We start from the raw sequence: 22,660 nt of genomic DNA, 5'->3' as shown, positions 1-22,660 counted from the left end.
TGGAAGAATATGATTACAAGAAGAAGAGAAGAATATGAAGAAAATTGATTTAATATTTTTTTTAAGGGAAGAAAAAGAAAGGAAGAATACGCACTTTCAATCCGGGAAGATTATTTCATTTTCAGGTCAAGGCTGACAAAATTTTCAGAGTTACGTTTTGACACCATGTCAGGGTTATTTTTCCGGATCAAGCCCGAATGCTGTGTGAAGCGTTCTTACCGCAAGTTCCGCATATTTTGCCAGGATGATGCAGGAAATCCTGATTTCGGAAGTGCTGATCAGCCGGATATTGATATTTTCAGATGCCAGGGCCTGGAACATGGTGGCTGCCACACCGGAATGACTTTTCATTCCCAGTCCGATAACTGAAACCTTGGCAATTTCTTCAGCTGTGAGAATTTCAACAGCACCCAAGTTCTTGGCAACTTTGTGGGAAATTTCTTTTGCCCGTTCAAAGTCATCCTTGGGCACAGTAAAGGTCAGGTCTGTCTCACCACCGGAGCGGGTATTCTGAATAATCATGTCCACGCATATTTCCGCTTCGGCAAGGGGGGTGAATATTTTTGCCGAAACACCGGGCTGGTCAGGAACCTTCTTTAAGGTTATTCTTGCTTCGTTCATATCACAGGTAATACCTGATACAATGACACTTTCCATATCAGAACTCTCGTTGACAACCATTGTTCCTTCCTCCTCACTGAATGCTGACCTTACATGTATGGGCACATTATATTTTTTTGCAAATTCAACCGAACGGATCTGAAGAACCTTGGCACCCAATATGGCCATTTCAAGCATTTCTTCATAGGATATTTTGTTAATTTTTCTCGCACTGCTGCAAATTCTTGGGTCTGTGGTATATACTCCATCCACATCTGTGAAGATTTCACAGACATCGGCTTTCAGGGACGATGCAATGGCAACGGCTGATGTGTCGGACCCTCCCCGGCCGAGAGTAGTGATGGTACCATCTTCATCTGCACCCTGAAATCCTGCAACTACGGCAATATTTCCTTCGTTAAGGGCCGATTGTATATTTTGACCGTTAATATCAAGTATTCTTGCCTTGCCGGATGTTTTATCCGTATGAATGCCTGCCTGAAAACCAAGAAACGATTTTGCCTTGTATCCTCTTGATTTGAGGATCATGGCAAGAAGGGCTGCAGTTGTCTGTTCACCCGTGGCAAGAAGTGCGTCAAGCTCCCTTTTGTCAGGCCTTTTTGAGGCCTGTTTGGCAAGAGAAATAAGACTGTCGGTTACGCCTGACATGGCAGAGAGTACAACGACAAGCTTGTCACCTTTATCGTGTGCTTTCTGGACCCTGTCTGCAACATGGTTGATATGTTCAATGTCTGCAACAGAGGTTCCCCCATATTTTTGTACTCTTAAAGCCATACTAACTCCGGTATTGGTAAATATTATAATTTATAAAAATAAGTTGCTTAACAGATTTGATCCTGGTTGTCCAGAGGCAATAACAGATATTATTCTGTTATACTGCGCATCAAATTTAAAATTGATTTCAATATCAAATTTAAAAGAAATACGCTTAAGAATTTCAGGCCATTCAACAACAATAATATGGTTGTCATTAACAAGATCATCAAACCCGATACCTTCAAGTTCGTCCGCAGACTCAAGCCTGTAAAGATCAAGATGATAAAGGGTAAATAACCCAGCCGGGTACTCATTGATGATGTTGAATGTCGGGCTTGTGATATAATATTTTTCAGACACTCCAAGTCCTTTGGCAAGCCCCTGGGCAAAGGTTGTCTTTCCTGCACCCAGTTCTCCTTTGAGGGCAATACAGATCCTCTGGGTAATTTCTTTGCCTACCGCTTCCCCCAATTTGAGGGTCTGTTTTGAACTCTTTGATTCTATGATCTTCATAACAGATAGTGATGAATGGTTTTTGGGATCATCTGAATCATGTCTGTAGCAACAAACCCAAACGCACCAATATCTTTGGCAAGGATATCAGCACACATACCATGAATATAAACGCCTGTAAGACTTGCATTTTCAGTGGAAAATCCCTGGGCACAAAAGCCTGCAATCATGCCGGTGAGCACATCCCCCATGCCGCCGGAAGCCATACCGGGATTGCCGGTGGGACAAATAGCGGATCTTCCGTCCGGGAAGCTGATAACGGTCTGGGCACCTTTCAGGACCAGAATGATATCATAGGTTTTTGCAAATTGTGAGGCAATGCCTAACCTGTCTGCCTGGATATCCCGGGTTGTCATATTACAAAGCCTTGCCATTTCACCGGGATGGGGGGTTAATATGGCAGGAGAGTTTTTCTTTTTTAGAATTTCGGGGTTTTGGGCGATACAATTGATTGCATCCGCATCAATAATGAGCGGCACGTCACTTTTTTCAATGAGTTTGCTGACAAGCTTTTTTGTGGGTTTCCGGGTGCCAAGACCCGGGCCTAGAGCAAGGGCCTGTTTTTCTTTTAAAAGTGTTTGGATTTCATCAAAACAATTGTCTGATAAGAACCCTTTGTCTTTTTCAGGTAAAGGATGGGTCATGGGTTCTGTGACCTGGGGTTCAATGTTTTTATTGAGGCTTTTGGCAACTCCTAATGTCACAAGACCTGTGCCGCACCGCATGGCTGCATTGGCGCAAAGAGCAGCAGCCCCTGTCTTTCCGGCTGAACCCGCAATGACCAGTAAATGTCCGAAGCTGCCTTTATGGCTTTGGAATTCCCTGGGACTGAAACAGGCAGCGATTTCATTTTTTTCAACCAGGGAGAGTTTAATGTTTTTTTCCCGGGCAATAAATTTTGGAATGCCAATATCAATGACTTCAAGATCGCCGGTGTAACTATTTCCCGGATAGAGAAGTTGACCGGCCTTGGCAAAAGCAAAGGTGGCTGTAGCATCCGCCTTTACAGCGATTCCCAGCGGCTGTCCCGTATCCGAGTGAAGCCCTGAAGGGATATCAACTGAAAAAACAGGTCGTTGGGAAGAATTGATTAATTCAATGGCATCCTTGAAAAATCCCCTGACATCTGAATTAAGACCGGTTCCCAAAATGGCATCGATGAAGAGATCATGGTGGAGAATGCGGCTTTTTTGCTCCTTAAATGTATCTGCATCCGGGATTTCAATAATGGAACAGGTGCGGGATCGGTCACATAATTTTTGGGTAAGCGCCATATTGACTTTTGCATCACCTGTCACTTTTTCTTTTGAAGATAATAAAAAAGTGTTAACAACGATCCCTTTTTCCATCAAATACCTTGCAATGACAAATCCATCTCCGCCATTGTTGCCCCGACCGGCTATCACGGCAATTTTTTTTGTTTTAATACCTTTAAATTTTTTAAGGAGTATTTCAAATGCACCCCTTCCGGCGTTTTCCATTAAAACGAGTCCGGGGATACCAAAAGATTCTATGGCCTGCTTATCCATATCCTGCATTTGACCAGCCGTGACAAGAAACATGTTATTCCTCCCTTAAATCGTTTTTATAAATGAGATTGGCATGGATTTCAAGACATTTTACCATTTGGCAAAATGCTCTTCAACCACACCGCCAACAGAAGAAAGGTGAATGCAAAGATTGTCTTGAGTTTTTATTGAACCCTCAAATGAACCACAGGGTTGGTTGAACTTACTTTTAATAATGCCAAGATTGTCATTTGCCTTTCGGATGCCTTCGGGCTTGAATCTAAGATTGATAAGATTATCTTTGCTTTTGATCTGCCACGGATGTTCAGGGTTTTTTGTGTCATAGGTAAATATGATTTCACCCAGTTTTATGGGTGTCCCATTAATCCAGACCGTATTTTCCAGCAAACCGTTTTCATATACACCGGATGAGAAATTAAGTCCGATTTGAGTTCCATCATCTGCAAATCCTGCACCACATGCCCAGTTCCAAAATGTTTGTCTGGGGTAAAATCCATTGGTCCAGTCAAAGATGGCAAACGTATTTTCAGATGCAAGGTTAAAGATCTTTTTATTCACAATGATTTTTCCCCGGGCTTTCAGTCCGGCGGTTTTAGTTGTAAATGCAGGCCTTTCGTTTCCCATTGGCATTAAAAAGTGCATGGGTGATATGCTGCCATCCGGTTCAATGACCTCAATATCGGCTGTTAGAGATTTGCCCGGCAGATAAAAAGAGACATCAATTGACTTTTTGTCATGTTTTTTATCATGGGTGAGGATCAACCTGCCCCGGAGACTTTTGTAGCTGCAGATGCCGTTTTCGGGGTTTCGATCATATCGAACTTGTCCTAAAGGGGGAAATACAAGAGAGTGGTTCATCATTTTTTGTCGCTGGCGGTCAAAGCCAAAGGCAAACGCACTTGAAATATATCCAAGATGCACCACTGCACACCCGAAAATAATATCCGGGTGAATGATACCCATATAACACCAGCGTTTTTCTTTAAATCGTTCAAAAGAAAAGAAACGGTCATTTAAATTCAATAGACCTTTGGTGTCAGGATAATTAAAATCGCCGGACCATTCAGAACCGTTTTTTTTGCACATTATTCCACCATCAATTCTTTATATCTGAAACAGGAGACAAGATGGTCATTGACCATGCCCACTGCCTGCATATGGGCATAGATAATGGTAGACCCCACAAATTTAAATCCCCGCTGCTTGAGATCTTTTGAAAAGGCATCAGATTCCCTGGTTGTAGCCGGCACCTGGTCAAGGGTTTTAAATTCGTTTACTTTCTGTTTCCCGTCAACAAAACGCCATGAGTATTTGTCAAAAGATCCGAATTCTTCCTGGATTTTAATAAAGACCGTGGCATTTGACACAGCAGCATTGACTTTGAGCCTGTTACGGATAATGCCCGGGTCCAAAAGCAGTCTTTCAATTTTTTCAGGAGTGAATCTTGCCACTTTTTCAACATCAAAATTGGCAAATGCTTTTTTATATCCCGGTCTTCTTTTAAGAATCGTCAGCCAGGAGAGCCCTGCCTGGGCACCCTCCAATATGATAAATTCAAAAAGTTTTTTATCATCATGAACGGGTACGCCCCATTCCTCGTCATGGTATTTTATATAAATCGGATCATTTGTTGCCCAGCCGCATCGTTCCATTTTGAATATCCTCGAGCCGTGTCTTGGTTTTTTATTCCAAATTTATATTAAGCACAGGGTACCTTTTTTTTATTGAAAAATATACAGATCAATATCATAAGAAATTTATACGCTTAAGAAACCAGATGAATTCAGTATAATCGCTTTCTTTCTTGACGGTATGTTTTAAATTGATTAATCAATTAAATTAATAGCAGTCTTTGTTGGTAGAGAAGGCCAGAAAAGCCATTACGTCTAAAATAAAGAAGAAATTTATTGGTCATCAGATAAAAATAAAGATGGCGGAAATGAGAATGACTAAAACCACGAAACCTGTTCAGTGATAAATATCACAAGGGGAATTTTGTATTCCATGATGTCATAACAAGAGTGAGATTTTGACTTTTCAAGGAAAAGTAAATATATTAGCCTTTGATTTTTTTAAGTTGAATGATTGAGGGAAAGACTAATTTTTAAGATATGGAAAAACCTGAGGTTAAAATAGGATCAGGATATGATGTTCATCGGCTTGTATCAGGCAGAAAGCTGATCATTGGCGGTGTAAATATAGACTTTCACCGGGGACTTTTGGGCCACTCTGATGCTGACGTGTTAATCCATGCGGTATGTGATGCAATTTTAGGTGCTGCGGGCCTTGGGGACATTGGAGAGCATTTTTCTGATACTGATCCCGAATATAAAGGGATTTCAAGTACGATCCTGCTTAAAAAATGTGGAGCACTGTTGGGAGAACAAGGATATGAAGTATCCAATATGGATTGCATTGTGTTTGCTCAGGTTCCAAAGATCAGTCCTTATAAGAAAAAAATGGAAGAAAATATTGCCGGGATTTTGAATATGGCCTCAAATCTTGTGAATGTAAAAGCCACCACAACTGAAACATTGGGGCTTATTGGAAAAGAGCAGGGCATCGCGGCCCAGTGTACACTGTTAGTAAAGCTTATCCAGGAAAAATTATAACGGGAAAAATATAATGAGTTTAAAAGTTTATAATACATTACATGGTAAAAAAGAAGAGTTTGTACCCCTGAATGAAGGCAAGGTCGGGATGTACGTATGCGGACCCACCGTCTATGATACCAGTCATATCGGTCATGCCCGTTCTGTTATCGTCTTTGACACGATTTTCAGATGGCTCATGGAGCTTAAGTATGAAGTCAGGTATGTCAGAAACTTTACGGATGTGGATGACAAGATCATTAAAAAATCCAATGAAACCGGGGAAGACTGCATCGCCATTACAGAGAAATATATTGATGAATTTCACAATGAAATGGATGCACTCAATGTATTAAGACCGAGTGTTGAACCCAAAGCCACCGAACATATCCAACACATTATTGATTTTATCCAGATGCTTATTGGAAAAGGCAAAGCCTATCATGTTGAGGGAGGGGATGTCTATTTTTCCATTAATTCCTTTAAGGATTACGGAAAACTTTCCGGCCGGAATCTTGAAGACATGAAGGCAGGGGCGAGGATTGCAGTGGACGAGAAAAAGAAGAATCCTTTTGATTTTGTCCTGTGGAAGCCTGCCAAACCGGGTGAACCTTTCTGGGAAAGTCCATGGGGTAACGGAAGACCCGGCTGGCACATTGAATGTTCAGCCATGAGCTATGAATACCTTGGACAAGGGTTTGATATCCATGGTGGTGGAAAAGATCTGATATTTCCACACCATGAAAACGAGATCGCCCAGAGCGAGGCGGCATTTGGCCGTCAATTTGTAAAATATTGGATTCACAACGGGTTTGTGGACATTAACAATGAAAAAATGTCAAAATCCCTGGATAATTTCACCATGATCAAGGAAGTCCTTGCGATATATTCCTCTGAGGTGATCCGCATGTTTCTTCTGTCAAAACATTATAGAAGTCCCATTGATTACACTGAAGACTCCATGAGAGAAGTTTCTCTGGGACTGGACAGGATTTATGCCTTTCTTGAAAGACTGGAAAAGGCAGGTATAAAAGTTGACGAGTCTAAAAAAGGAGAGCTGTGGAATGATTTTTCCAAAGCCATGAATGATGATTTTAATTCTGCAAAGGCATTGGCATCTATTTTTGAAGTGGTTAAAAAAGGGAACAAGCTTCTGGACGATACAAACGACGCCCCTGATGAAGGCACTCTTAAAATATTGAGTCTTTCCTATAACGATATTAAGGCCACCTCCAATATTCTTGGCATGTTTTCGCTGGACCCGCAATCCTATTTTAAGGCTAAAAAAGACAAGGGCGTGGCAGATATGGCCATTGATCCTGATGAAATTGAAGATCTCATCCGACAAAGGACAGAAGCCCGGAAAAACAAAGATTTTTCAAAATCAGATGAGATCAGAGACCATCTTAAAGCCAGGAATATCATCCTTGAGGATGGCCCGGAAGGGACGACCTGGAGATTTGAATAAAGCCCGCTTTATTTTTTTTTAAGTTTTGCCCAGGCATCCCTCATCGTCACTGTCCTGTTAAAAATCGGATTGCCCTTGGCGGCATCTTTAGAATCCAGGCAAAAGTATCCAAGCCTTTCAAACTGGCATACGTTTTCCGGTTCAGCATTGGTGAGACTTTTTTCCAGTTTGCAGGACTCAAGTTCTTCCAGGGAGCCGGGATTTAAATTTTCAATAAGATCCTGTTTGTCCTGTTCCGGGTTCTCATCTTTAAACAACCGGTCATAGAGCCTTACTTTTGCATTAATGCAGTCATTGGCATTAACCCAGTGAATGGTACCCTTGACTTTCCTGCCGTCCGGGGCATTCCCGCCCCTTGTTGCCGAATCATAGGTGCAGATCAGTTCCTTTACATTGCCGGATTCGTCCTTGATAATATCCTTGCAGGTAATAAGGTAAGCATATCGTAGCCTGACTTCCCGTCCAGGGCTCAGACGGAAGAATTTTTTTGGCGGGTTTTCCATAAAATCATCCTGTTCCACATAGATCTCTTTGGAAAAAGTGATCATCCTTGTACCCATCTCTTCTTTTTGGGGATGGTTTCTGGCGGCAAGCTCCTCTGTCAGATCATCGGGATAATTTTCAATTGTCACTTTTAAGGGCCGTAGTACTGCCATGACCCGGGGGGCTTTTTCATTCAGGTCATTTCTCAGGCAGCTTTCCAGAAGCCCCGTATCAATGCGGCTGTCTTTTTTGGACACACCGATAATATTGCAGAAATTTCTGATGGATTCAGGGGTATACCCTCTTCTTTTCATGCCTTCCAAGGTAGGAAGCCTTGGGTCATCCCACCCCTGTACATGGTTTTCCTCCACAAGTCGTTGCAGCTTTCTTTTACTTAAAACGGTATAATTGATGTTCATTCGGGCAAATTCAATCTGCTGGGGATGGCAGGGGGTTTCAAGCGCATCCAGGGTCCAGTCGTACAAGGGTCTGTGATCTTCAAATTCAAGGCTGCACAGGGAATGGGTAATCCCTTCCAGAGAATCTGAAAGACAATGGGTAAAATCATACATGGGATAGATGCACCACTGGTTACCGGTTCTGGGATGGGAGGCCTTTTTTACCCTGTAAATGATGGGGTCACGAAGATTAATGTTGGGCGACGTCATGTCGATTTTTGCCCGGAGAGTATGCTCACCCTCATCAAACTCACCGGTTTTCATCCGTGCAAACAGGCTCAGGTTTTCCTCAACCGATCGTTCCCTGTAAGGACTGTCTTTTCCCGGCTCAGTCAAGGTGCCACGGTATTCTCTGAGATCATCTGCACTAAGACTGCACACATAGGCCTTGCCTTTTTTAATCAGCTCAACGGCAAAGTCATGGAGCCGGTCAAAATAGTCGGACGCAAAAAGCGCGGTTCCAAATTCAAATCCCAGCCAGTTAACTGTCGATTTGATGGAATCGATATAGGTTTGTTTTTCTTTTGCCGGGTTGGAATCATCAAATCTTAAATTGCATTTGCCATTAAACTTATTGGCCATATTGAAATTCAGACAAATGGATTTTGCATGCCCGATATGAAGATAACCATTGGGCTCAGGAGGAAAACGGGTGACGACGTTACCGTCATTTTTGTTGTTCTTTATATCTTCTTTGATAATTGATTCGATAAAATGCCCTTTTATAATATTTGCTTCCATTTATCTTTGTATCCTTGCTGTTATTGTTAACTATAAATGTTTTATTTATCACATATTGGATTTATCAGGCAAACAATAATCCTCTGGTACTAACAAAAAGTCCAAGTGTCTTCCCGCCTTTCAGGTTGACAAGCCCTTCTTAGCATATCCTTAAATAGGGAATGCCTGCACTGGTCATGGTAACCAGGGATAATATAGGATTTTCAAAAACGATTCCGAGTTATTTTGCAGCCTTTTTAATTCCAACAGCAATATCCATTAACTCTTTTTGGTTTTGATTACAAAACAGCTTTTTTTTCATATGACTCATCTTCCTGTTATTAAATTGTTGTCTGGTTTTCATACCATAAATGAAACAAAATTCAATGGCTGTCTGTTTTCAGCCTCACCGAATAGTCCAGCCGACGAAGTTGACAAAAACTATGGTATTTAGTATTTGATTATGGACTGAGCTTTCAATTGATGAGTAGTGGGAACCGTTTGATATATGAATGGAAATAAACCGGCAAAATTGACTAATATCCTGATTCTTGGGCTGGGGGGTGTAGGCTATTACCTGGCCAAGCGTCTTGTTCATGAAGGGTATGCAATCACCGTTATTGAGCAGGATAGCGGATCGATTCGTCATGCCGATGGGAATATAGATGCCCGCCTGATTCAGGGCAATGCCATGAGTATCGAATGCTGGCGGGAAGCCGGTGCCGAAAAGATGGATTATCTCATTTCGGTTACCAACAACGATGCCGTGAATATGATGAGCTGCTTGATTGGTGATCGCTTTGGTATTCCACTCAAAATAGCCCGGGTGCGCTCCAGAGAGTTCGGGAATGAAAATTCCATTTTGAATGCCAAGGATCTTAAAGTCGATCTGATCATCCACCCGGAAGAGTTGGTTGCCCAGGAAATTTTCAGATTGATTAAGCTTCGGGCCGGAAACGACATTATCGCTGTAGCCAAAGGGCAAATACAGGCCATGGCCACCCGCATTCATGAGGAATCGCCGCTGGCTTACAGGAAACTGAAAGATATTTCTAAAGAGTATAATGAATTTCCGTTCCGGGTAGTTGCGATTGCACGGGGGATCGCCACGCTGATCCCCGGCGGTGAGGATGAACTATTGCCCCAGGATCAAGCCTTTTTTATGGCCAGTAACGAGAACTTGACCCGATTGATGGGCCTGACAGGTGTTTCACAGCAAAAACGCCATCGGGTGATGATCATAGGGGGGGGACTTGTGGGATCCCGCCTGGCTGAGCTGTTGGGCAAAACAGTCAAGGTCAGACTGATCGAGAAAGACGAAACCATAGCTCAAGAGCTCTCCTTTGCACTGAAGAATGCAGAAGTGTTATACGGTGACGGATCGGATTCAGATGTGCTGATTTCAGCGGGACTGCTGGAAATGGACACCTTTATCACTGCCACCGGTGAAAACGAAACCAATATCATGAGCTGCGTGCTGGCCAAACATCTGATGACTTCACAAAGTAGGCACAAACACGGCAAACAACACATCAAACAGAGTAAATGTATTGCACTGGTTAACAAAGAAGATTATGTGGTACTGGCGACGACAATGGGATCAGATCTCGCTTTGAACAAAAAAATACTGGCCGGCAACAAGATTTTAAAATTCATTCGCCGGGGGGAGCTGCTTTCCGTGGCGCACCTGCATGGTTTTGATGCTGAAATGGTAGAAATCGTTGCCGCCCCAAATTCGCCGATTACCCGTAAGCCCCTTTCCAAACTGGGTTCTTATTACAATGGGAAAATGATGATAGGGAGCATCCATAGAGATGGCGTGTGGCAGGTTGCCATCGGGGACACACACATTCAAAACAATGAACGGGCGATCGTGGTCTGTATGTCACAGCATTTAAGAGATGTCCAGAAATTATTTCTGACCTGAATCCGTTTATTTCCTCCAGAAAGACGGGTAGAATATGACCAGGGCTGAAAACATTTCCAGCCGGCCTACGAGCATGTTCCAGGATAAGAACCATTTGCCCGCATCCGAGATAAAGGCATAATTTTTAGATGGGCCCACCCCACCGAATCCCGGCCCAATGTTCATCAGTGTTGAAATCACCGAACTCATGGCAGTTGTAAAATCCATTTCATCTGAAAGTGTCATGAAACACCCGCCGCCCAGCACCAGGAAAATATTAATGATAAAATAACAGGCCGCCAGATGGATGATTTGGGGGTCGACCGGACGTTGATTCAAACGGACCGATACCACTGCCATTGGTCTAAAGAAGATGCGCTTTATGAGCACTACTCCGAATTTCCATATCAGGATATAATGAACGATTTTGATCCCACTGGTCGTTGATCCGGCGCAGGCACCGATAAAGCACACCGCATAGAGGAACATCTGCGCTGCCTGGGGCCATTGCTCATAATCGGCCGTGGTGAACCCAGTGGTTGTAAGAATAGAGGTGACTTGAAAGGTAGCATAACGGATCGAATTAATCAGGTCGTATGTATTTTCCTTCCACAAGATCCATGACACCATCCCGCAAAAAAAGAGCATAACCCCTATATACCAGCGTAATTCAGTATTGATTTTTACAATGTGCCAGTTTCCCTGGGCCATGTGGTAGAAAAGCATGAACGTCATTCCACCTAAGAACATGAAAAGTATGATGACCCAGTCAAAGTAGGCATTGTTGTAATGCCCGATGCTGGCATTCCATGGCGAATAGCCCGATGTTGACACCGTTCCAAAGGAATGACACATGGAATCAAAAATTGACATGCCGCCCAGACACAACAAAAGAATTTCCACCAGGATCAGGGCTATATAGATTCCCCAGAGCCAGATCATTGTATCACGGTTGCGGGGTATAAATTTTTCTTTGGTAATGACCTGACCAGGACTTGACTCAGCCCTGAATATACGCAGCCCCCCCATTCCATGGGGCAAAAATATTACGGTCAATGTTAAAAAACCCATCCCCCCGAGTAAATGGGTCTGGCTGCGCCAGAATAGCAATCCGTGCGGAACCACTTCGATATCTGTCAGTATGGTCGCACCACTGGTGGTATAGCCGGACATCATCTCGAAGAAGGCGTCGGTGAAAGAAGGAATCGATCCATGGATCATAAACGGCAGGCCGGAAACTGCAGAAATCAGAATCCATCCAAAAACAGCAATGAAAAAGCCGTCTTTTATGTTTAAATCGTTATATCTGCGAAAGAACCGCCACAACGGATATCCCAGACCAATAGCGATGACCGCGGTAATGGCAATTGCATTCAGGTCGTTTTCTCTGTAATAAAGCGAGCATATCAATGGAAACGCCATAGAACAGCCGGTAACGATCAATAATTTTCCCAGGACATTTGCGATAGTTTTATAATTCATAGATATCCAAAATTTTAAATTTAAACCAATGCCCTAAAACCCCAAATCTTCTTTACCCTAAAATCCACCCTGGGATCAACCCAATTCATTTTTTTTAAAAAGGCAGGTTTTTATTGACCTTGCAAGCCATGGGAACACCCTTTCCAATGGTGGCAAAACATTTTAAGCATTCATCGCATGGAATAATATCATGATCATTTCCCTCAAGCATTTTTTGAGCGGATTTCGGATCGCAGATCATCTGCCGGCCGATAGCCACCAGTTCAATTTTTCCATTTTCCACCGCGTTAGTAGCTGCCCGGCCAATACCGAACTTGCCCACCGCTATAACGGGACGCTTGATTTCTTCCCTGAATTTTTCCGTAAGGGCAATATTTGCGCCTGAAGGGAGATCCTTGGGTAAAGCCGAAGATCCCACGAGGATTTTTTTATCATCAATTTCTTTCCAGCCGCCCTGGGTAATCAAGGTAATATCAAAAACATCCACACCTTCATCTGCCAGTAATCCGCCGATGACAAGTGCATCCTCAAGGGTTTGTCCCCCGTCAATTCTTTCTTCGGCATTTATCCGGAAAAAAATCGGATACTCTTGTCCCAGTTCTTCGCGGACCCTCCTTACTATTTCCAGCGCCAGTGTGGCACGGCCTTTGGCATCACCACCATAGCGGTCCTTTCTTTTATTGGTCAATGGAGATAAGAATTGGCTCAATAAATAGAGATGGGCCCCGTGAATCTCAATACCGTCAAATCCCGCGGTTTCAGCTCGAATCGCCGCTTTGGAAAAATCATCGGTCAATTGTTCAATGTCCCGGGTATCCATGACAATTGGCTTGACATCCGGCCGGAAGGCCACACCGGACGGTGAAAAACCGTGTCTTTCGTTTTCACGCGGTGTACACCTCGGCCCCGCATGGTTTAATTGTACAACCGCCAGGGCTCCCTGCTGCTGTATGGTTTTTGCAAGCCTGGCCATGCCCGGAATATGGGAATCATTCCAGAGCCCGAGACTGCCCGGAACAATGCCCCCACTGGATTGAACCGTTGTTGCTTCAACAATGACAAGCCCCACATCCCTGGACCGTTCGGTGTAAAAATCAAGGATATCTTCTGTAACCAGACCTTTGGAAGTACCGTAGTTTGTGGTAATCGGGGGCAGTACAAGCCTGTTTCTGATAGACATGTTTTTTATTTTAAGTTCACTGTTGAGTCTTGCCATTTGTCTTTTTCCTCCCGGTATCATTCATGCGTTTCAATAGGGTATCTATTTTCAACCTGTTCTTTTCCTCCAGGTTTCTGTTTCACCAAACGAAAGTATATTACCCTTGTATTTCTTTTGTTTCAAAGTATTTTAATACTGGTTGGTTTTCAGCAGCACAAGGGTGCAGGCCTCAACCACCTCAATACCGGCCTGTTTTAATTGTTTGTAGGCTGTTTTGTTTTCTGTGTTTGGATTAAAAATCACCCGTTTGGGGGCTAATTTGACAATATCACTGATGATGGCTTCTTGTCGTGCCGGGCCTATATACATTGTTATAGTATCAATTTTTTCAGGAATGTCTTCAAGGGTTTGATATACTTTTTTGTTTTCTATCTCTTTATGCTTTGGTGCAACAGGTATGGGGTTATGATGGTATTCGGCGAGCAGCCGGATGGCTTTGTTAGAATATCTCTCCTGTTTCGGGCTTGCACCGATAACGGCAACATTTTCCATGGCAGGCTTCCTTGTTTCTGGTTATAGTTAAATGGAATTTATCATTACATATTGTTTACGGTCTTTCAACTTGATAACATGAAAACTGGTATTAAATTGCAAATACGTAAACGGGGGCAGGCTTGCGTATTTGCGCTATTGATCAAAAGCGCAAATACGCAAGCCTGACCCCACTATAAGGTATCATCATTATATTATGGGGTTATTTAATTTAGTTTCAGATTATTCTCCAACAGGAGATCAGCCAGGTGCCATTGAATATCTTTCAGCAGGTGTCTTAAATAAAGAAAAGCATCAGGTCCTTTTAGGGGTGACAGGTTCCGGCAAGACCTTTACCATGGCCAATATTATTGCAAGGGTTGAAAAGCCAAGCCTGATTATTGCTCCCAACAAGACTTTGGCAGCCCAGCTTTATAATGAATTCAAGGCTCTCTTTCCTGATAATTGTGTGGAGTATTTTGTCTCTTATTATGATTATTATCAGCCCGAAGCCTATATCCCGGCAAGTGACACATATATTCAAAAGGATTCATCCATTAATGAGGTCATTGACAAGATGCGGCACTCTGCCACACGATCCGTTCTTGCCCGAAAGGATGTGATTGTGGTGGCCAGCGTATCCTGTATCTATGGCCTGGGAGCACCTGAAGATTATCTTGATTTAAGGGTGACGCTGACAAGGGATATGGAAATTTCCCGGGAAAAGGTATTGGAGATGTTTGTCAATATCCAGTATACCCGGAATGATACTGATTTTCACCGCGGAGTATTCAGGGTCCGGGGGGACAGGGTTGAAATCTTTCCAGCCTATGAAGAAGATAAAGCTGTTCGGATTGATTTTTTTGGAGATACCATAGAGGGGATTTCAGAGATTGATCCTTTAAAGGGTGATGTCCTGAAAAGTTTTGATCAGACGGTGATCTATCCAGCCTCCCATTATGTCACCAAGCAAAAGACTCGAAAAAGGGCTATGGAAGCCATTGTTGAAGAATTAAAAACACGTCTTGAATATCTTCATACCAATAACAAGCTTGTCGAAGCCCAGCGCCTTGACGAAAGAACCCGGTATGATTTAGAAATGCTCAATGAAATCGGCTATTGCAACGGGATTGAAAATTATTCCAGGCATCTGACAGGGAGAAAACCCGGAGAACCGCCGCCAACTCTCCTGGATTATATAGGGGATGATTTCCTTCTTTTTTTTGATGAAAGCCATATCTCTGTTTCCCAGTTAGGGGCCATGTACAAGGCAGACCGTTCTAGAAAAACAACCCTTGTAGAACATGGGTTCAGGCTGCCGTCAGCCATTGACAATCGTCCCCTTCAATTTGAAGAATTTAAACAAAAAGTCCCCCAGGTTGTCTATGTTTCTGCCACACCGGCAGACTATGAAATGGAAAAGGCCAAAGATAAGGTAGCGGAACAGATCGTCAGACCCACAGGACTGCTTGACCCTGAAGTGGAGATCCGGGATGCCAAAGCCCAGGTAGATGATCTTTATGAAGAAATCATGAAACAGGTAGAGGCGGGCGAAAGGGTCCTTGTCACCACCCTGACTAAAAGGATGGCAGAAGATCTGACGGATTATTATGCAGATCTGGGGGTGAAGGTTAAATATCTTCACTCAGATATTCCTACCATGGAAAGAATGGATATTATCCAGGATCTTCGAAGAGGGTTGTTTGATGTATTGATCGGGATCAATCTATTGCGGGAAGGCCTTGATATTCCCGAAGTCTCCCTTGTGGCCATACTGGATGCAGATAAGGAGGGGTTTTTAAGATCTTTCCGGTCCTTTATACAGATTTTTGGCCGGGCTTCCAGAAATGTGTTTGGCAGGGTGATCATGTATGCGGAAAAAGAGACCGCCTCCATGAAGAAAGCCATTTCAGAGACGAGAAGACGTCAAAAAATTCAGAAAGCATATAATGAGAAACATAAGATTGTGCCGACCACCATCCAAAAAAACATTAATTTGTTTAAATATTCAGCCCGGGACAGCCAGGCTGTAGCAATAGGATCTGTGGATGAAGATATACAGAATTATGAAGATCAGGAGTTGAATCTGGAAGATATTGTTAAAGACCTGGAATATAAAATGAAACTTGCAGCAGAAACTCTTGAGTTTGAAAAAGCGGCAGAATACAGGGATAAAATTAAAGAATTAATGGATATTAAGCGGTTTTAATGACCATGACCAGTCCTATACTTGAAAAGTACCGGCAAACCCCTCACCGACCGGGGGTTTACATGATGAAGGATACCAAAGGCAGAACCATTTATATTGGCAAGGCCAAAGATCTTAAAAAGAGGCTGTCATCATATTTTATAAAAAAAACCAATCATGATGCAAAGACAGCCGCTCTTCTTGAAATGATAAAGGATTTTGAAATTATTATTACATCTTCCGGTCATGAAGCCTTTATCCTTGAATCAAACCTGATCAAAGAATACAACCCCAAGTATAATGTGATTCTCAAAGACGGGAAAAATTATCCCTTGCTCAGGATTGATATGAATGAGATCTATCCTGCCATTCAGAGAGTCAGAAAAATAAAAAATGACAAGGCCCATTATTTCGGCCCCTATTCTTCAAGCCACAGTGTCAATAAAACCTTAAAGCAGATTCAAAAAATATTTAAGTTGCGCCGTTGCAAAAAAACCCAGTTTAAAAACCGGTCAAGGCCTTGTCTTAATTTTCAGATCAAGGCCTGCCTCGGGCCTTGCTGCAATGATGTCTCTGTTGTGGGATATAAAAAACAGGTTCAAGATGCTATTCTTTTTTTAAAGGGAAGATCACACCAGGTCGTAAAAAAACTCAAAGCCCGGATGATGGATCATTCTTCATCCCGGGAATATGAGAAAGCAGCCCAGATTCGGGATACTATATTTGCTATTGAAAATATCATGGAAAAACAGGTGGTGGTCAGCCCGGACATGAAAGACAGGGATGTCATTGCCTTTGCTGCAAAAAAGGGCAGGGTGGTGATTATAGTAATGGCCGTTCGATCCGGCTATCTGATTGATACGGCGCATTATCCCCTTGACCTGGGATTTAAGGAACCGGATGAGGTTTTGTCTGCATTTATAGAACAATATTATAAGAACACGGAATTTTTACCTTCTATTATCCTGTTGAGCCGGAAAATTGAGAACACCGAGGAGATGGAACATTTATTTGCCAAAAGAAAAGGGAAAAAGGTGAGCATCCGTGTTCCGGTTCGGGGTGAAAAAAAACGACTTGTTGAAATGGCGCATGTGAATGCGTCAAGGGAACTTGAAAAATCTTTGCTTAAGGAAGAAGAGGAACGGGCCTCCATCCTGATGTTAAAGGAATTGTTAAAAATGGAAAGACTGCCGTCAAGAATCGAATGTTTTGATAACTCCAACCTTTCGGGACAGGACCCGGTATCTTCCATGGTGGTGTTCAAAGACGGAAGACCTTATAAAGACGGTTATCGCAAGTTTATTATCCGGGATCTTGATTTTCAGGATGATTACGCATACATGTATCAGGTCCTTGAACGGCGTTTTTCAAAAGACCCTTCTGAAATGGAATACCCGGATCTTCTGGTGGTTGACGGGGGTAAAGGGCAGCTTTCAATGGCTGTAGCCGTCATAAAAGAACTGAATATTGAAGACAGGTTTATGGTGGCAGGTCTTGCAAAAAAGAATGTGACAAAAGGCGAGGAATTTGATAAAATTTATATTTCAGGGCGATCCAATCCGTTAAATACCGGTCAGGCTAAAAAAGCATTGTACCTGTTACAGCAGGTCAGGGATGAGGCCCACAGGTTTGCCATTACATTTCAAAGAAAACGTCGTGAAAAACGGGCTGGAATTTCGGTCCTTGATACCATTCCCGGCATTGGACCCAAGAAAAAGAAAGTCTTATTGAAACATTTTAAAGGCATTGCCAAAATGAAAGCAGCATCAATTAAAGAGATTGCACTACTTCCGGGAATGAATAAAACTTTGGCTAAAGCACTGAACCACACGCTTAACAGGAATGATTGACGTGTTCATGACCTCAGTTCCTTTTTTTCTTTAAAAAAAGTTGAATTTTTAATAAAATTGATAAAGATGAAAGATTAGAAGTCGGGGGGTGCGTAAATGGAGCAGGCAAAACTGTATAAAGCAGGCCTGGATATCGGCTCCACAACTGCGAAAATTGTCCTGCTGGATCAAAATAAAACCCTTGTTTTTTCAGACTATCAGCGACACCACGCAAAAATTTATGAGACGGTGACGTTATTTTTTCATGATGTTCTTGATCAAAAAGGTGATTGCTTTCTTGATCTGAAGTTAACCGGGTCTGCAGCATTGGGGGCTTCAAAAAAACTTGATTTTCCTTTTGTTCAGGAAGTGATCGCAACCAATGCTGCAATAAATAAAAAATATCCTGATGTCAGAACTGCCGTGGATATTGGCGGAGAAGATTCAAAAATTATTTTTTTAAATAAGGGAAAACCGCCTGATATAAGGATGAATGGAAGCTGCGCAGGCGGGACAGGCAGCTTTATTGATCAAATGGCCACCTTGTTGGATATTACCCCTTTTCAATTGAATGATCTGGCCGGATCCCATAACCATATCTATCCTGTGGCATCCAGGTGCGGTGTGTTTGCCAAAACTGATGTTCAAAATATGCTCAGCCGTAATATTTCCCACAAGGATATAGCCGCATCCATATTCCATGCAGTGGCGGTTCAATGCATCAATTCCCTTGCAAGGGGAGTGGATATAAAACCCAAAATACTTTTATGCGGCGGTGTGTTCACGTTCCTTCCCGAGCTTGTGAACATGTTTTTGAGGATTTTGAACTTTTCTGATTCTGATATGGTGATGCCCGAAAGATCAGAACTTATACCGGCAATCGGCGCAGCCATGTTTGATAGACATCCGCCCCTTTCCATATCTGTCAGCCAGGTAATCAAAGCTCTGGAAAAAGAACTTGAAAATCCGGAACCGGTCAAGGATCGAATTGATCCCCTGTTTAAGAGTCAACACCATTTTTTGCACTGGAAAGAACAGTCTAAAACGATCCCCCTTCAAACCTGCACCATTGAAACTTATGAGGGAAAAGACTGTTTCATCGGTATTGATTCGGGATCAACCACCACAAAGATCGTTATCATCGGAGAAAATAAGGAGATATTGTTTTCCTGGTACACAAATAATGGCGGAAACCCGATCAAGGCAGTAATTAAAGGGTTGGTTGAATTCAGGAAACAGGTTTTTGAACTCAATCCTAAGGTGAAAATTGTTAGAAGTGTTGTGGCAGGATATGGTGAGGATTTAATCAGGGCAGCATTTAATATTGATAAAGGGATTGTTGAAACCATTGCCCATTATACGGCGGCACGGTTTATCGATCCTGAGGTTTCATTTATCCTGGATATCGGCGGGCAGGATATGAAAGCTATTTTTATTGACCACGGGGTCATCAACCGGATCGAAGTGAACGAGGCCTGTTCTTCCGGATGCGGGTCTTTTTTGGAAACCCTTGCCAATTCTTTAAATTATCGTATTGAGGAGTTCGCACGCCTTGCCTGTCACGCAAAGGAACCCTGTGACCTGGGTACCCGGTGTACGGTATTCATGAATTCAAAGATTAAGCAGTCTTTACGGGAAAATGCAGCAGTGGAAGACATCAGCGCAGGATTGTCCTACTCTGTGATCAAAAATTGTCTGTTTAAAGTCTTAAAAATTCGTAACATGTCTGAGATGGGGGATCATATTGTATTGCAGGGCGGGACGTTTAAAAACCCTTCTATTGTTCGGGTCCTGGAGCTGATGACGGGCAAGGCAGTGACATATTCTAAAATTCCTGAACTGATGGGTGCCTTTGGCACAGCTTTGGTTGCCTTTAATGATTATGTGGCAGATCCTGCATCGCAAACCGGTTTTCCGGGGCTGTCAAAGCTTGAACACATTGACAGCTATCAAACAAGCCAGATGTCCTGCAAGGGGTGCGAAAATAATTGTGCAGTAACCCGATTTGTTTTTTCCAATGGAAAATCCTTTTTTTCCGGCAATAAGTGTGAAAAATATTATACCTTAAAGGAGACCCAGCAAGACAGGGGGTTTAATTTTGTAAGGTATAAGAATGATCTGATTTTCAACCGGGACCTTTCCCCCCATGATCACCCGGTGATGACCATCGGGATACCGCGATGTCTTAATTTTTATGAGAATTTTGTATTCTGGCATGCACTTTTTACCCGTTGCGGGATCAATATCTATCTGTCGCCGCGTTCCACCGTCAGTTTGAGTGAAAAGGGCATAGGAACAGTGATGTCTGATAATATCTGCTTTCCTGCCAAACTGGCTCATGGACATATTTATGAACTGGCCCAAAAAAAAGTGGACAGGATTTTTTATCCCATTGTGGTGTTTGAAAAAAAGGAATATGAACAGGCCGTAAATACCTACAATTGTCCTATTGTATCCAGCTATGCCGATGTGATTGACAGTACCATCAATCCTGAAAAAAGATTTGGTATCCCTCTGGATAAACCCGTGGTGAACTTTAATGATGAAATCTTGTTGAGGAAAACCTGTGTTGCGTATTTAAAATTATTTAATATCAACAAGCCGCAAATTTATAAAGCGTTTGACGCAGCTCTTGTTGCCCAGAAAGAAGTTAAACACCAGATCAGAAACAAGGCCCTGAAAATCGTTGATCAGGCAGAGAAGAACAATTCCCTGCTCATTGTACTGGCAGGAAGACCCTATCATTCCGATGGGCTGATAAATCACAAAATTCCTGATATACTGACAGGTCTCGGCGCAGATATTATCACGGAGGATGCGATTCCCCCTGATTTTGAATCCCTTAAGGATGTTCAAGTGGTAACCCAGTGGTCCTATCCCAACAGAATTTATAATGCGGCAAAATGGGTGGCCGGAAAACCGGATAACATTCAAATGGTTCAATTCAATTCATTTGGCTGCGGCCCGGATGCCGTCGTCATAGAAGAGGCAAGGGAAATTTTAAGGACCGGTCAAAAAAATCATACCCTGATAAAGGTGGATGAAATCTCAAGTCCGGGATCTGTCCGGTTAAGACTGCGTTCAATGGTGGAGTCATTAAAAGTAAAAAGATCGCAAAAAAAATCCGGGCCTATCTTAAGAAAACCATTCTTAAGTTTTAGAAAGGAAGATAAAAAAAGAACCATTTGGGCTCCGTTTTTTGCAGAAGACTATTCTTCTTATTTGCCGGCAGTATTTAAAAACGCAGGCTATGAATTTAAAATTCTTCCTAAGCCGGACAGACAATCCGTAGAATTGGGTCTGCAATATGCCAATAATGATATTTGTTATCCAGGGATTATTGTGATCGGGGATATCATAAAAGCATTGAAATACAGCCAGTTTAAGACCAATGAAATTGCCATTGGTATTACCCAGACTGGAGGGCAGTGCCGGGCATCCAACTATCTTTCACTGATCAGAAAAGCGATGATTGGAGCAGGGTTTGATGATATACCCATTATTTCTGTTACCACTTCCCAGGGATTGATTGATCAGCCCGGTTTTCAAATCAACTGGTTGATGAAGACCAAGATTCTGTTTGTGAGCACCATGTTTGCAGATTGCATTGCAAAAATGTATTATGCAACAGCTCCCAGGGAGAAAATAAACGGGCAGAGTCAAAGCTTACGGCAGCACTATATGGAAAAGGTCGGCAATTGTATTGTGACCCATAATTATCCCCAAATTTTCAGAATACTGGAAAAAGCCATTAATGAGTTTAATAAAATACCTGTTAACAAAAGACAATTGCCCAAAATGGGGATTGTGGGTGAGATATATGTAAAATATAATTATTTTTCAAATCAGCACCTGGTTCACTGGTTGATCAAGCAAGGCATTGAACCTGTCCTGCCTCCCATTATCGATTATTTTATCCAGGATCTTGTGAATTATAAAGAAAATATTAAGGCAGGAATACGTCACAGAAAACTTACAGATCTTCTGGGTTTTCCCATTGAATGGCTGTTAAACAGATACCATAAAAAGATAAACGCGCTGTTTTCAAGATTTAAATATTATTCACCATTTGAAGACATAAAGCAGATTGCTCGAAAAGCCTCCAACATACTGACCATGACCAATCAATTTGGGGAAGGGTGGCTTGTTCCGGGTGAAATCGCCACTTTTTCAGAACAGGGCATTCATCATGTCCTCAGCCTACAACCCTTTGGCTGTATTGCAAATCATATTGTTTCCAAGGGTATGGAAATAAAAATTAAATCTGTATACCCTGATATGAATCTTTATTATCTGGATTTTGATGCCGGGATGAGTGAAGCAAATGTCCGAAACAGGCTGCATTTTATGATCGAACACCTGTAAGGGTCCCGGCTGTCTTGATGTATTTTTTCAAGTGTTTTTTTTTGACTTTACACTTTGACCG

The 22,660-nt window shown here is 42.5% G+C and carries 15 protein-coding genes; 6 read left to right on the top strand and 9 right to left on the bottom strand.

Annotation, left to right across the window (positions count from 1 at the left end; genetic code table 11):
- Positions 1 to 174: 174 nt before the first annotated feature.
- From QAI40_RS08870 to QAI40_RS08850, 5 genes are read right to left on the bottom strand one after another with little or no spacing between them, the layout of a single operon-like run.
- Complete coding sequence (locus QAI40_RS08870) at positions 175 to 1,395, bottom strand: aspartate kinase (protein ID WP_299980758.1); 1,221 nt, start codon at positions 1,393 to 1,395, stop codon at positions 175 to 177.
- 30 nt (positions 1,396 to 1,425) lie between these two features.
- Positions 1,426 to 1,890: a tRNA (adenosine(37)-N6)-threonylcarbamoyltransferase complex ATPase subunit type 1 TsaE gene (gene tsaE, locus QAI40_RS08865; protein ID WP_299980760.1), complete on the bottom strand. Its 465-nt coding sequence runs from the start codon at positions 1,888 to 1,890 to the stop codon at positions 1,426 to 1,428.
- Positions 1,887 to 3,452, bottom strand: coding sequence for an NAD(P)H-hydrate dehydratase (locus tag QAI40_RS08860; RefSeq protein ID WP_299980762.1), 1,566 nt, complete (start codon positions 3,450 to 3,452; stop codon positions 1,887 to 1,889). The genes tsaE and QAI40_RS08860 overlap by 4 nt, the downstream gene beginning before the upstream one ends.
- 57 nt (positions 3,453 to 3,509) lie before the next feature.
- Positions 3,510 to 4,505, bottom strand: coding sequence for a DUF2804 domain-containing protein (locus tag QAI40_RS08855; protein WP_299980764.1), 996 nt, complete (start codon positions 4,503 to 4,505; stop codon positions 3,510 to 3,512).
- Positions 4,505 to 5,071, bottom strand: a complete 567-nt coding sequence (locus tag QAI40_RS08850) for a DNA-3-methyladenine glycosylase I (RefSeq protein ID WP_299980766.1) — start codon at positions 5,069 to 5,071, stop codon at positions 4,505 to 4,507. Before QAI40_RS08850 ends, QAI40_RS08855 begins: the two co-directional genes overlap by 1 nt.
- Positions 5,072 to 5,530: 459 nt before the next feature.
- Here QAI40_RS08850 and ispF point away from each other — a divergent pair, with 459 nt between their 5' ends.
- Positions 5,531 to 6,031: a 2-C-methyl-D-erythritol 2,4-cyclodiphosphate synthase gene (gene ispF, locus QAI40_RS08845; RefSeq protein ID WP_299980768.1), complete on the top strand. Its 501-nt coding sequence runs from the start codon at positions 5,531 to 5,533 to the stop codon at positions 6,029 to 6,031.
- A 13-nt stretch (positions 6,032 to 6,044) separates the two neighbouring features.
- The gene (gene cysS / locus QAI40_RS08840) at positions 6,045 to 7,478 is read left to right on the top strand and encodes a cysteine--tRNA ligase (RefSeq protein ID WP_299980770.1); all 1,434 of its coding nucleotides are present in this window, start codon (positions 6,045 to 6,047) and stop codon (positions 7,476 to 7,478) included.
- An 8-nt stretch (positions 7,479 to 7,486) separates the two neighbouring features.
- On the opposite strand, the gene QAI40_RS08835 is transcribed toward cysS, so the two are convergent.
- Positions 7,487 to 9,160 carry a glutamine--tRNA ligase/YqeY domain fusion protein gene (locus QAI40_RS08835; RefSeq protein WP_299980772.1) on the bottom strand — a complete coding sequence of 558 codons (1,674 nt, stop codon included), beginning with the start codon at positions 9,158 to 9,160 and terminating at the stop codon, positions 7,487 to 7,489.
- A gap of 487 nt (positions 9,161 to 9,647) precedes the next feature.
- On the opposite strand from QAI40_RS08835, the gene trkA reads away from it, so the two are divergent.
- The gene (gene trkA, locus QAI40_RS08830) at positions 9,648 to 11,066 is read left to right on the top strand and encodes a Trk system potassium transporter TrkA (RefSeq protein WP_299980774.1); all 1,419 of its coding nucleotides are present in this window, start codon (positions 9,648 to 9,650) and stop codon (positions 11,064 to 11,066) included.
- Between the two features lie 6 nt (positions 11,067 to 11,072).
- Here trkA and QAI40_RS08825 read toward each other — a convergent pair whose 3' ends face one another.
- The 3 genes from QAI40_RS08825 to QAI40_RS08815 form a co-directional block, all read right to left on the bottom strand.
- Positions 11,073 to 12,527 carry a TrkH family potassium uptake protein gene (locus tag QAI40_RS08825; RefSeq protein WP_299980776.1) on the bottom strand — a complete coding sequence of 485 codons (1,455 nt, stop codon included), beginning with the start codon at positions 12,525 to 12,527 and terminating at the stop codon, positions 11,073 to 11,075.
- A 94-nt stretch (positions 12,528 to 12,621) separates the two neighbouring features.
- Positions 12,622 to 13,743 (bottom strand): NADH:flavin oxidoreductase, encoded by a 1,122-nt coding sequence (locus tag QAI40_RS08820; protein ID WP_299980778.1) that lies wholly within the window; start codon positions 13,741 to 13,743, stop codon positions 12,622 to 12,624.
- Between the two features lie 132 nt (positions 13,744 to 13,875).
- Positions 13,876 to 14,238, bottom strand: coding sequence for a CoA-binding protein (locus QAI40_RS08815; protein WP_299980780.1), 363 nt, complete (start codon positions 14,236 to 14,238; stop codon positions 13,876 to 13,878).
- A gap of 196 nt (positions 14,239 to 14,434) precedes the next feature.
- Here QAI40_RS08815 and uvrB point away from each other — a divergent pair, with 196 nt between their 5' ends.
- From uvrB to QAI40_RS08800, 3 genes are all read left to right on the top strand, one after another.
- The gene (uvrB, locus tag QAI40_RS08810) at positions 14,435 to 16,426 is read left to right on the top strand and encodes an excinuclease ABC subunit UvrB (RefSeq protein ID WP_299980782.1); all 1,992 of its coding nucleotides are present in this window, start codon (positions 14,435 to 14,437) and stop codon (positions 16,424 to 16,426) included.
- Positions 16,426 to 18,255 (top strand): excinuclease ABC subunit UvrC, encoded by a 1,830-nt coding sequence (gene uvrC, locus QAI40_RS08805; RefSeq protein WP_331520627.1) that lies wholly within the window; start codon positions 16,426 to 16,428, stop codon positions 18,253 to 18,255. The genes uvrB and uvrC overlap by 1 nt, the downstream gene beginning before the upstream one ends.
- Before the next feature lie 96 nt (positions 18,256 to 18,351).
- The gene (locus tag QAI40_RS08800) at positions 18,352 to 22,599 is read left to right on the top strand and encodes an acyl-CoA dehydratase activase (protein ID WP_299980786.1); all 4,248 of its coding nucleotides are present in this window, start codon (positions 18,352 to 18,354) and stop codon (positions 22,597 to 22,599) included.
- Positions 22,600 to 22,660 lie beyond the last annotated feature (61 nt).

Origin of the sequence: Desulfobacula sp. (assembly GCF_030611305.1) — a bacterium.
Classification (GTDB): domain Bacteria; phylum Desulfobacterota; class Desulfobacteria; order Desulfobacterales; family Desulfobacteraceae; genus Desulfobacula.
The sequence above is the reverse complement of the archived record's forward strand: the minus strand, read 5'-3'. Positions and strand labels throughout refer to the sequence as shown.

Bases quoted from the DNA above. Each gene is read 5' to 3' on its own strand.
- QAI40_RS08870 (WP_299980758.1), bottom strand. From the start codon at position 1,395: ATGGCTTTAAGAGTACAAAAATATGGGGGAACCTCTGTTGCAGACATT.
- tsaE (WP_299980760.1), bottom strand. From the start codon at position 1,890: ATGAAGATCATAGAATCAAAGAGTTCAAAACAGACCCTCAAATTGGGG.
- QAI40_RS08860 (WP_299980762.1), bottom strand. From the start codon at position 3,452: ATGTTTCTTGTCACGGCTGGTCAAATGCAGGATATGGATAAGCAGGCC.
- QAI40_RS08855 (WP_299980764.1), bottom strand. From the start codon at position 4,505: ATGTGCAAAAAAAACGGTTCTGAATGGTCCGGCGATTTTAATTATCCT.
- QAI40_RS08850 (WP_299980766.1), bottom strand. From the start codon at position 5,071: ATGGAACGATGCGGCTGGGCAACAAATGATCCGATTTATATAAAATAC.
- ispF (WP_299980768.1), top strand. From the start codon at position 5,531: ATGGAAAAACCTGAGGTTAAAATAGGATCAGGATATGATGTTCATCGG.
- cysS (WP_299980770.1), top strand. From the start codon at position 6,045: ATGAGTTTAAAAGTTTATAATACATTACATGGTAAAAAAGAAGAGTTT.
- QAI40_RS08835 (WP_299980772.1), bottom strand. From the start codon at position 9,160: ATGGAAGCAAATATTATAAAAGGGCATTTTATCGAATCAATTATCAAA.
- trkA (WP_299980774.1), top strand. From the start codon at position 9,648: ATGAATGGAAATAAACCGGCAAAATTGACTAATATCCTGATTCTTGGG.
- QAI40_RS08825 (WP_299980776.1), bottom strand. From the start codon at position 12,527: ATGAATTATAAAACTATCGCAAATGTCCTGGGAAAATTATTGATCGTT.
- QAI40_RS08820 (WP_299980778.1), bottom strand. From the start codon at position 13,743: ATGGCAAGACTCAACAGTGAACTTAAAATAAAAAACATGTCTATCAGA.
- QAI40_RS08815 (WP_299980780.1), bottom strand. From the start codon at position 14,238: ATGGAAAATGTTGCCGTTATCGGTGCAAGCCCGAAACAGGAGAGATAT.
- uvrB (WP_299980782.1), top strand. From the start codon at position 14,435: ATGGGGTTATTTAATTTAGTTTCAGATTATTCTCCAACAGGAGATCAG.
- uvrC (WP_331520627.1), top strand. From the start codon at position 16,426: ATGACCATGACCAGTCCTATACTTGAAAAGTACCGGCAAACCCCTCAC.
- QAI40_RS08800 (WP_299980786.1), top strand. From the start codon at position 18,352: ATGGAGCAGGCAAAACTGTATAAAGCAGGCCTGGATATCGGCTCCACA.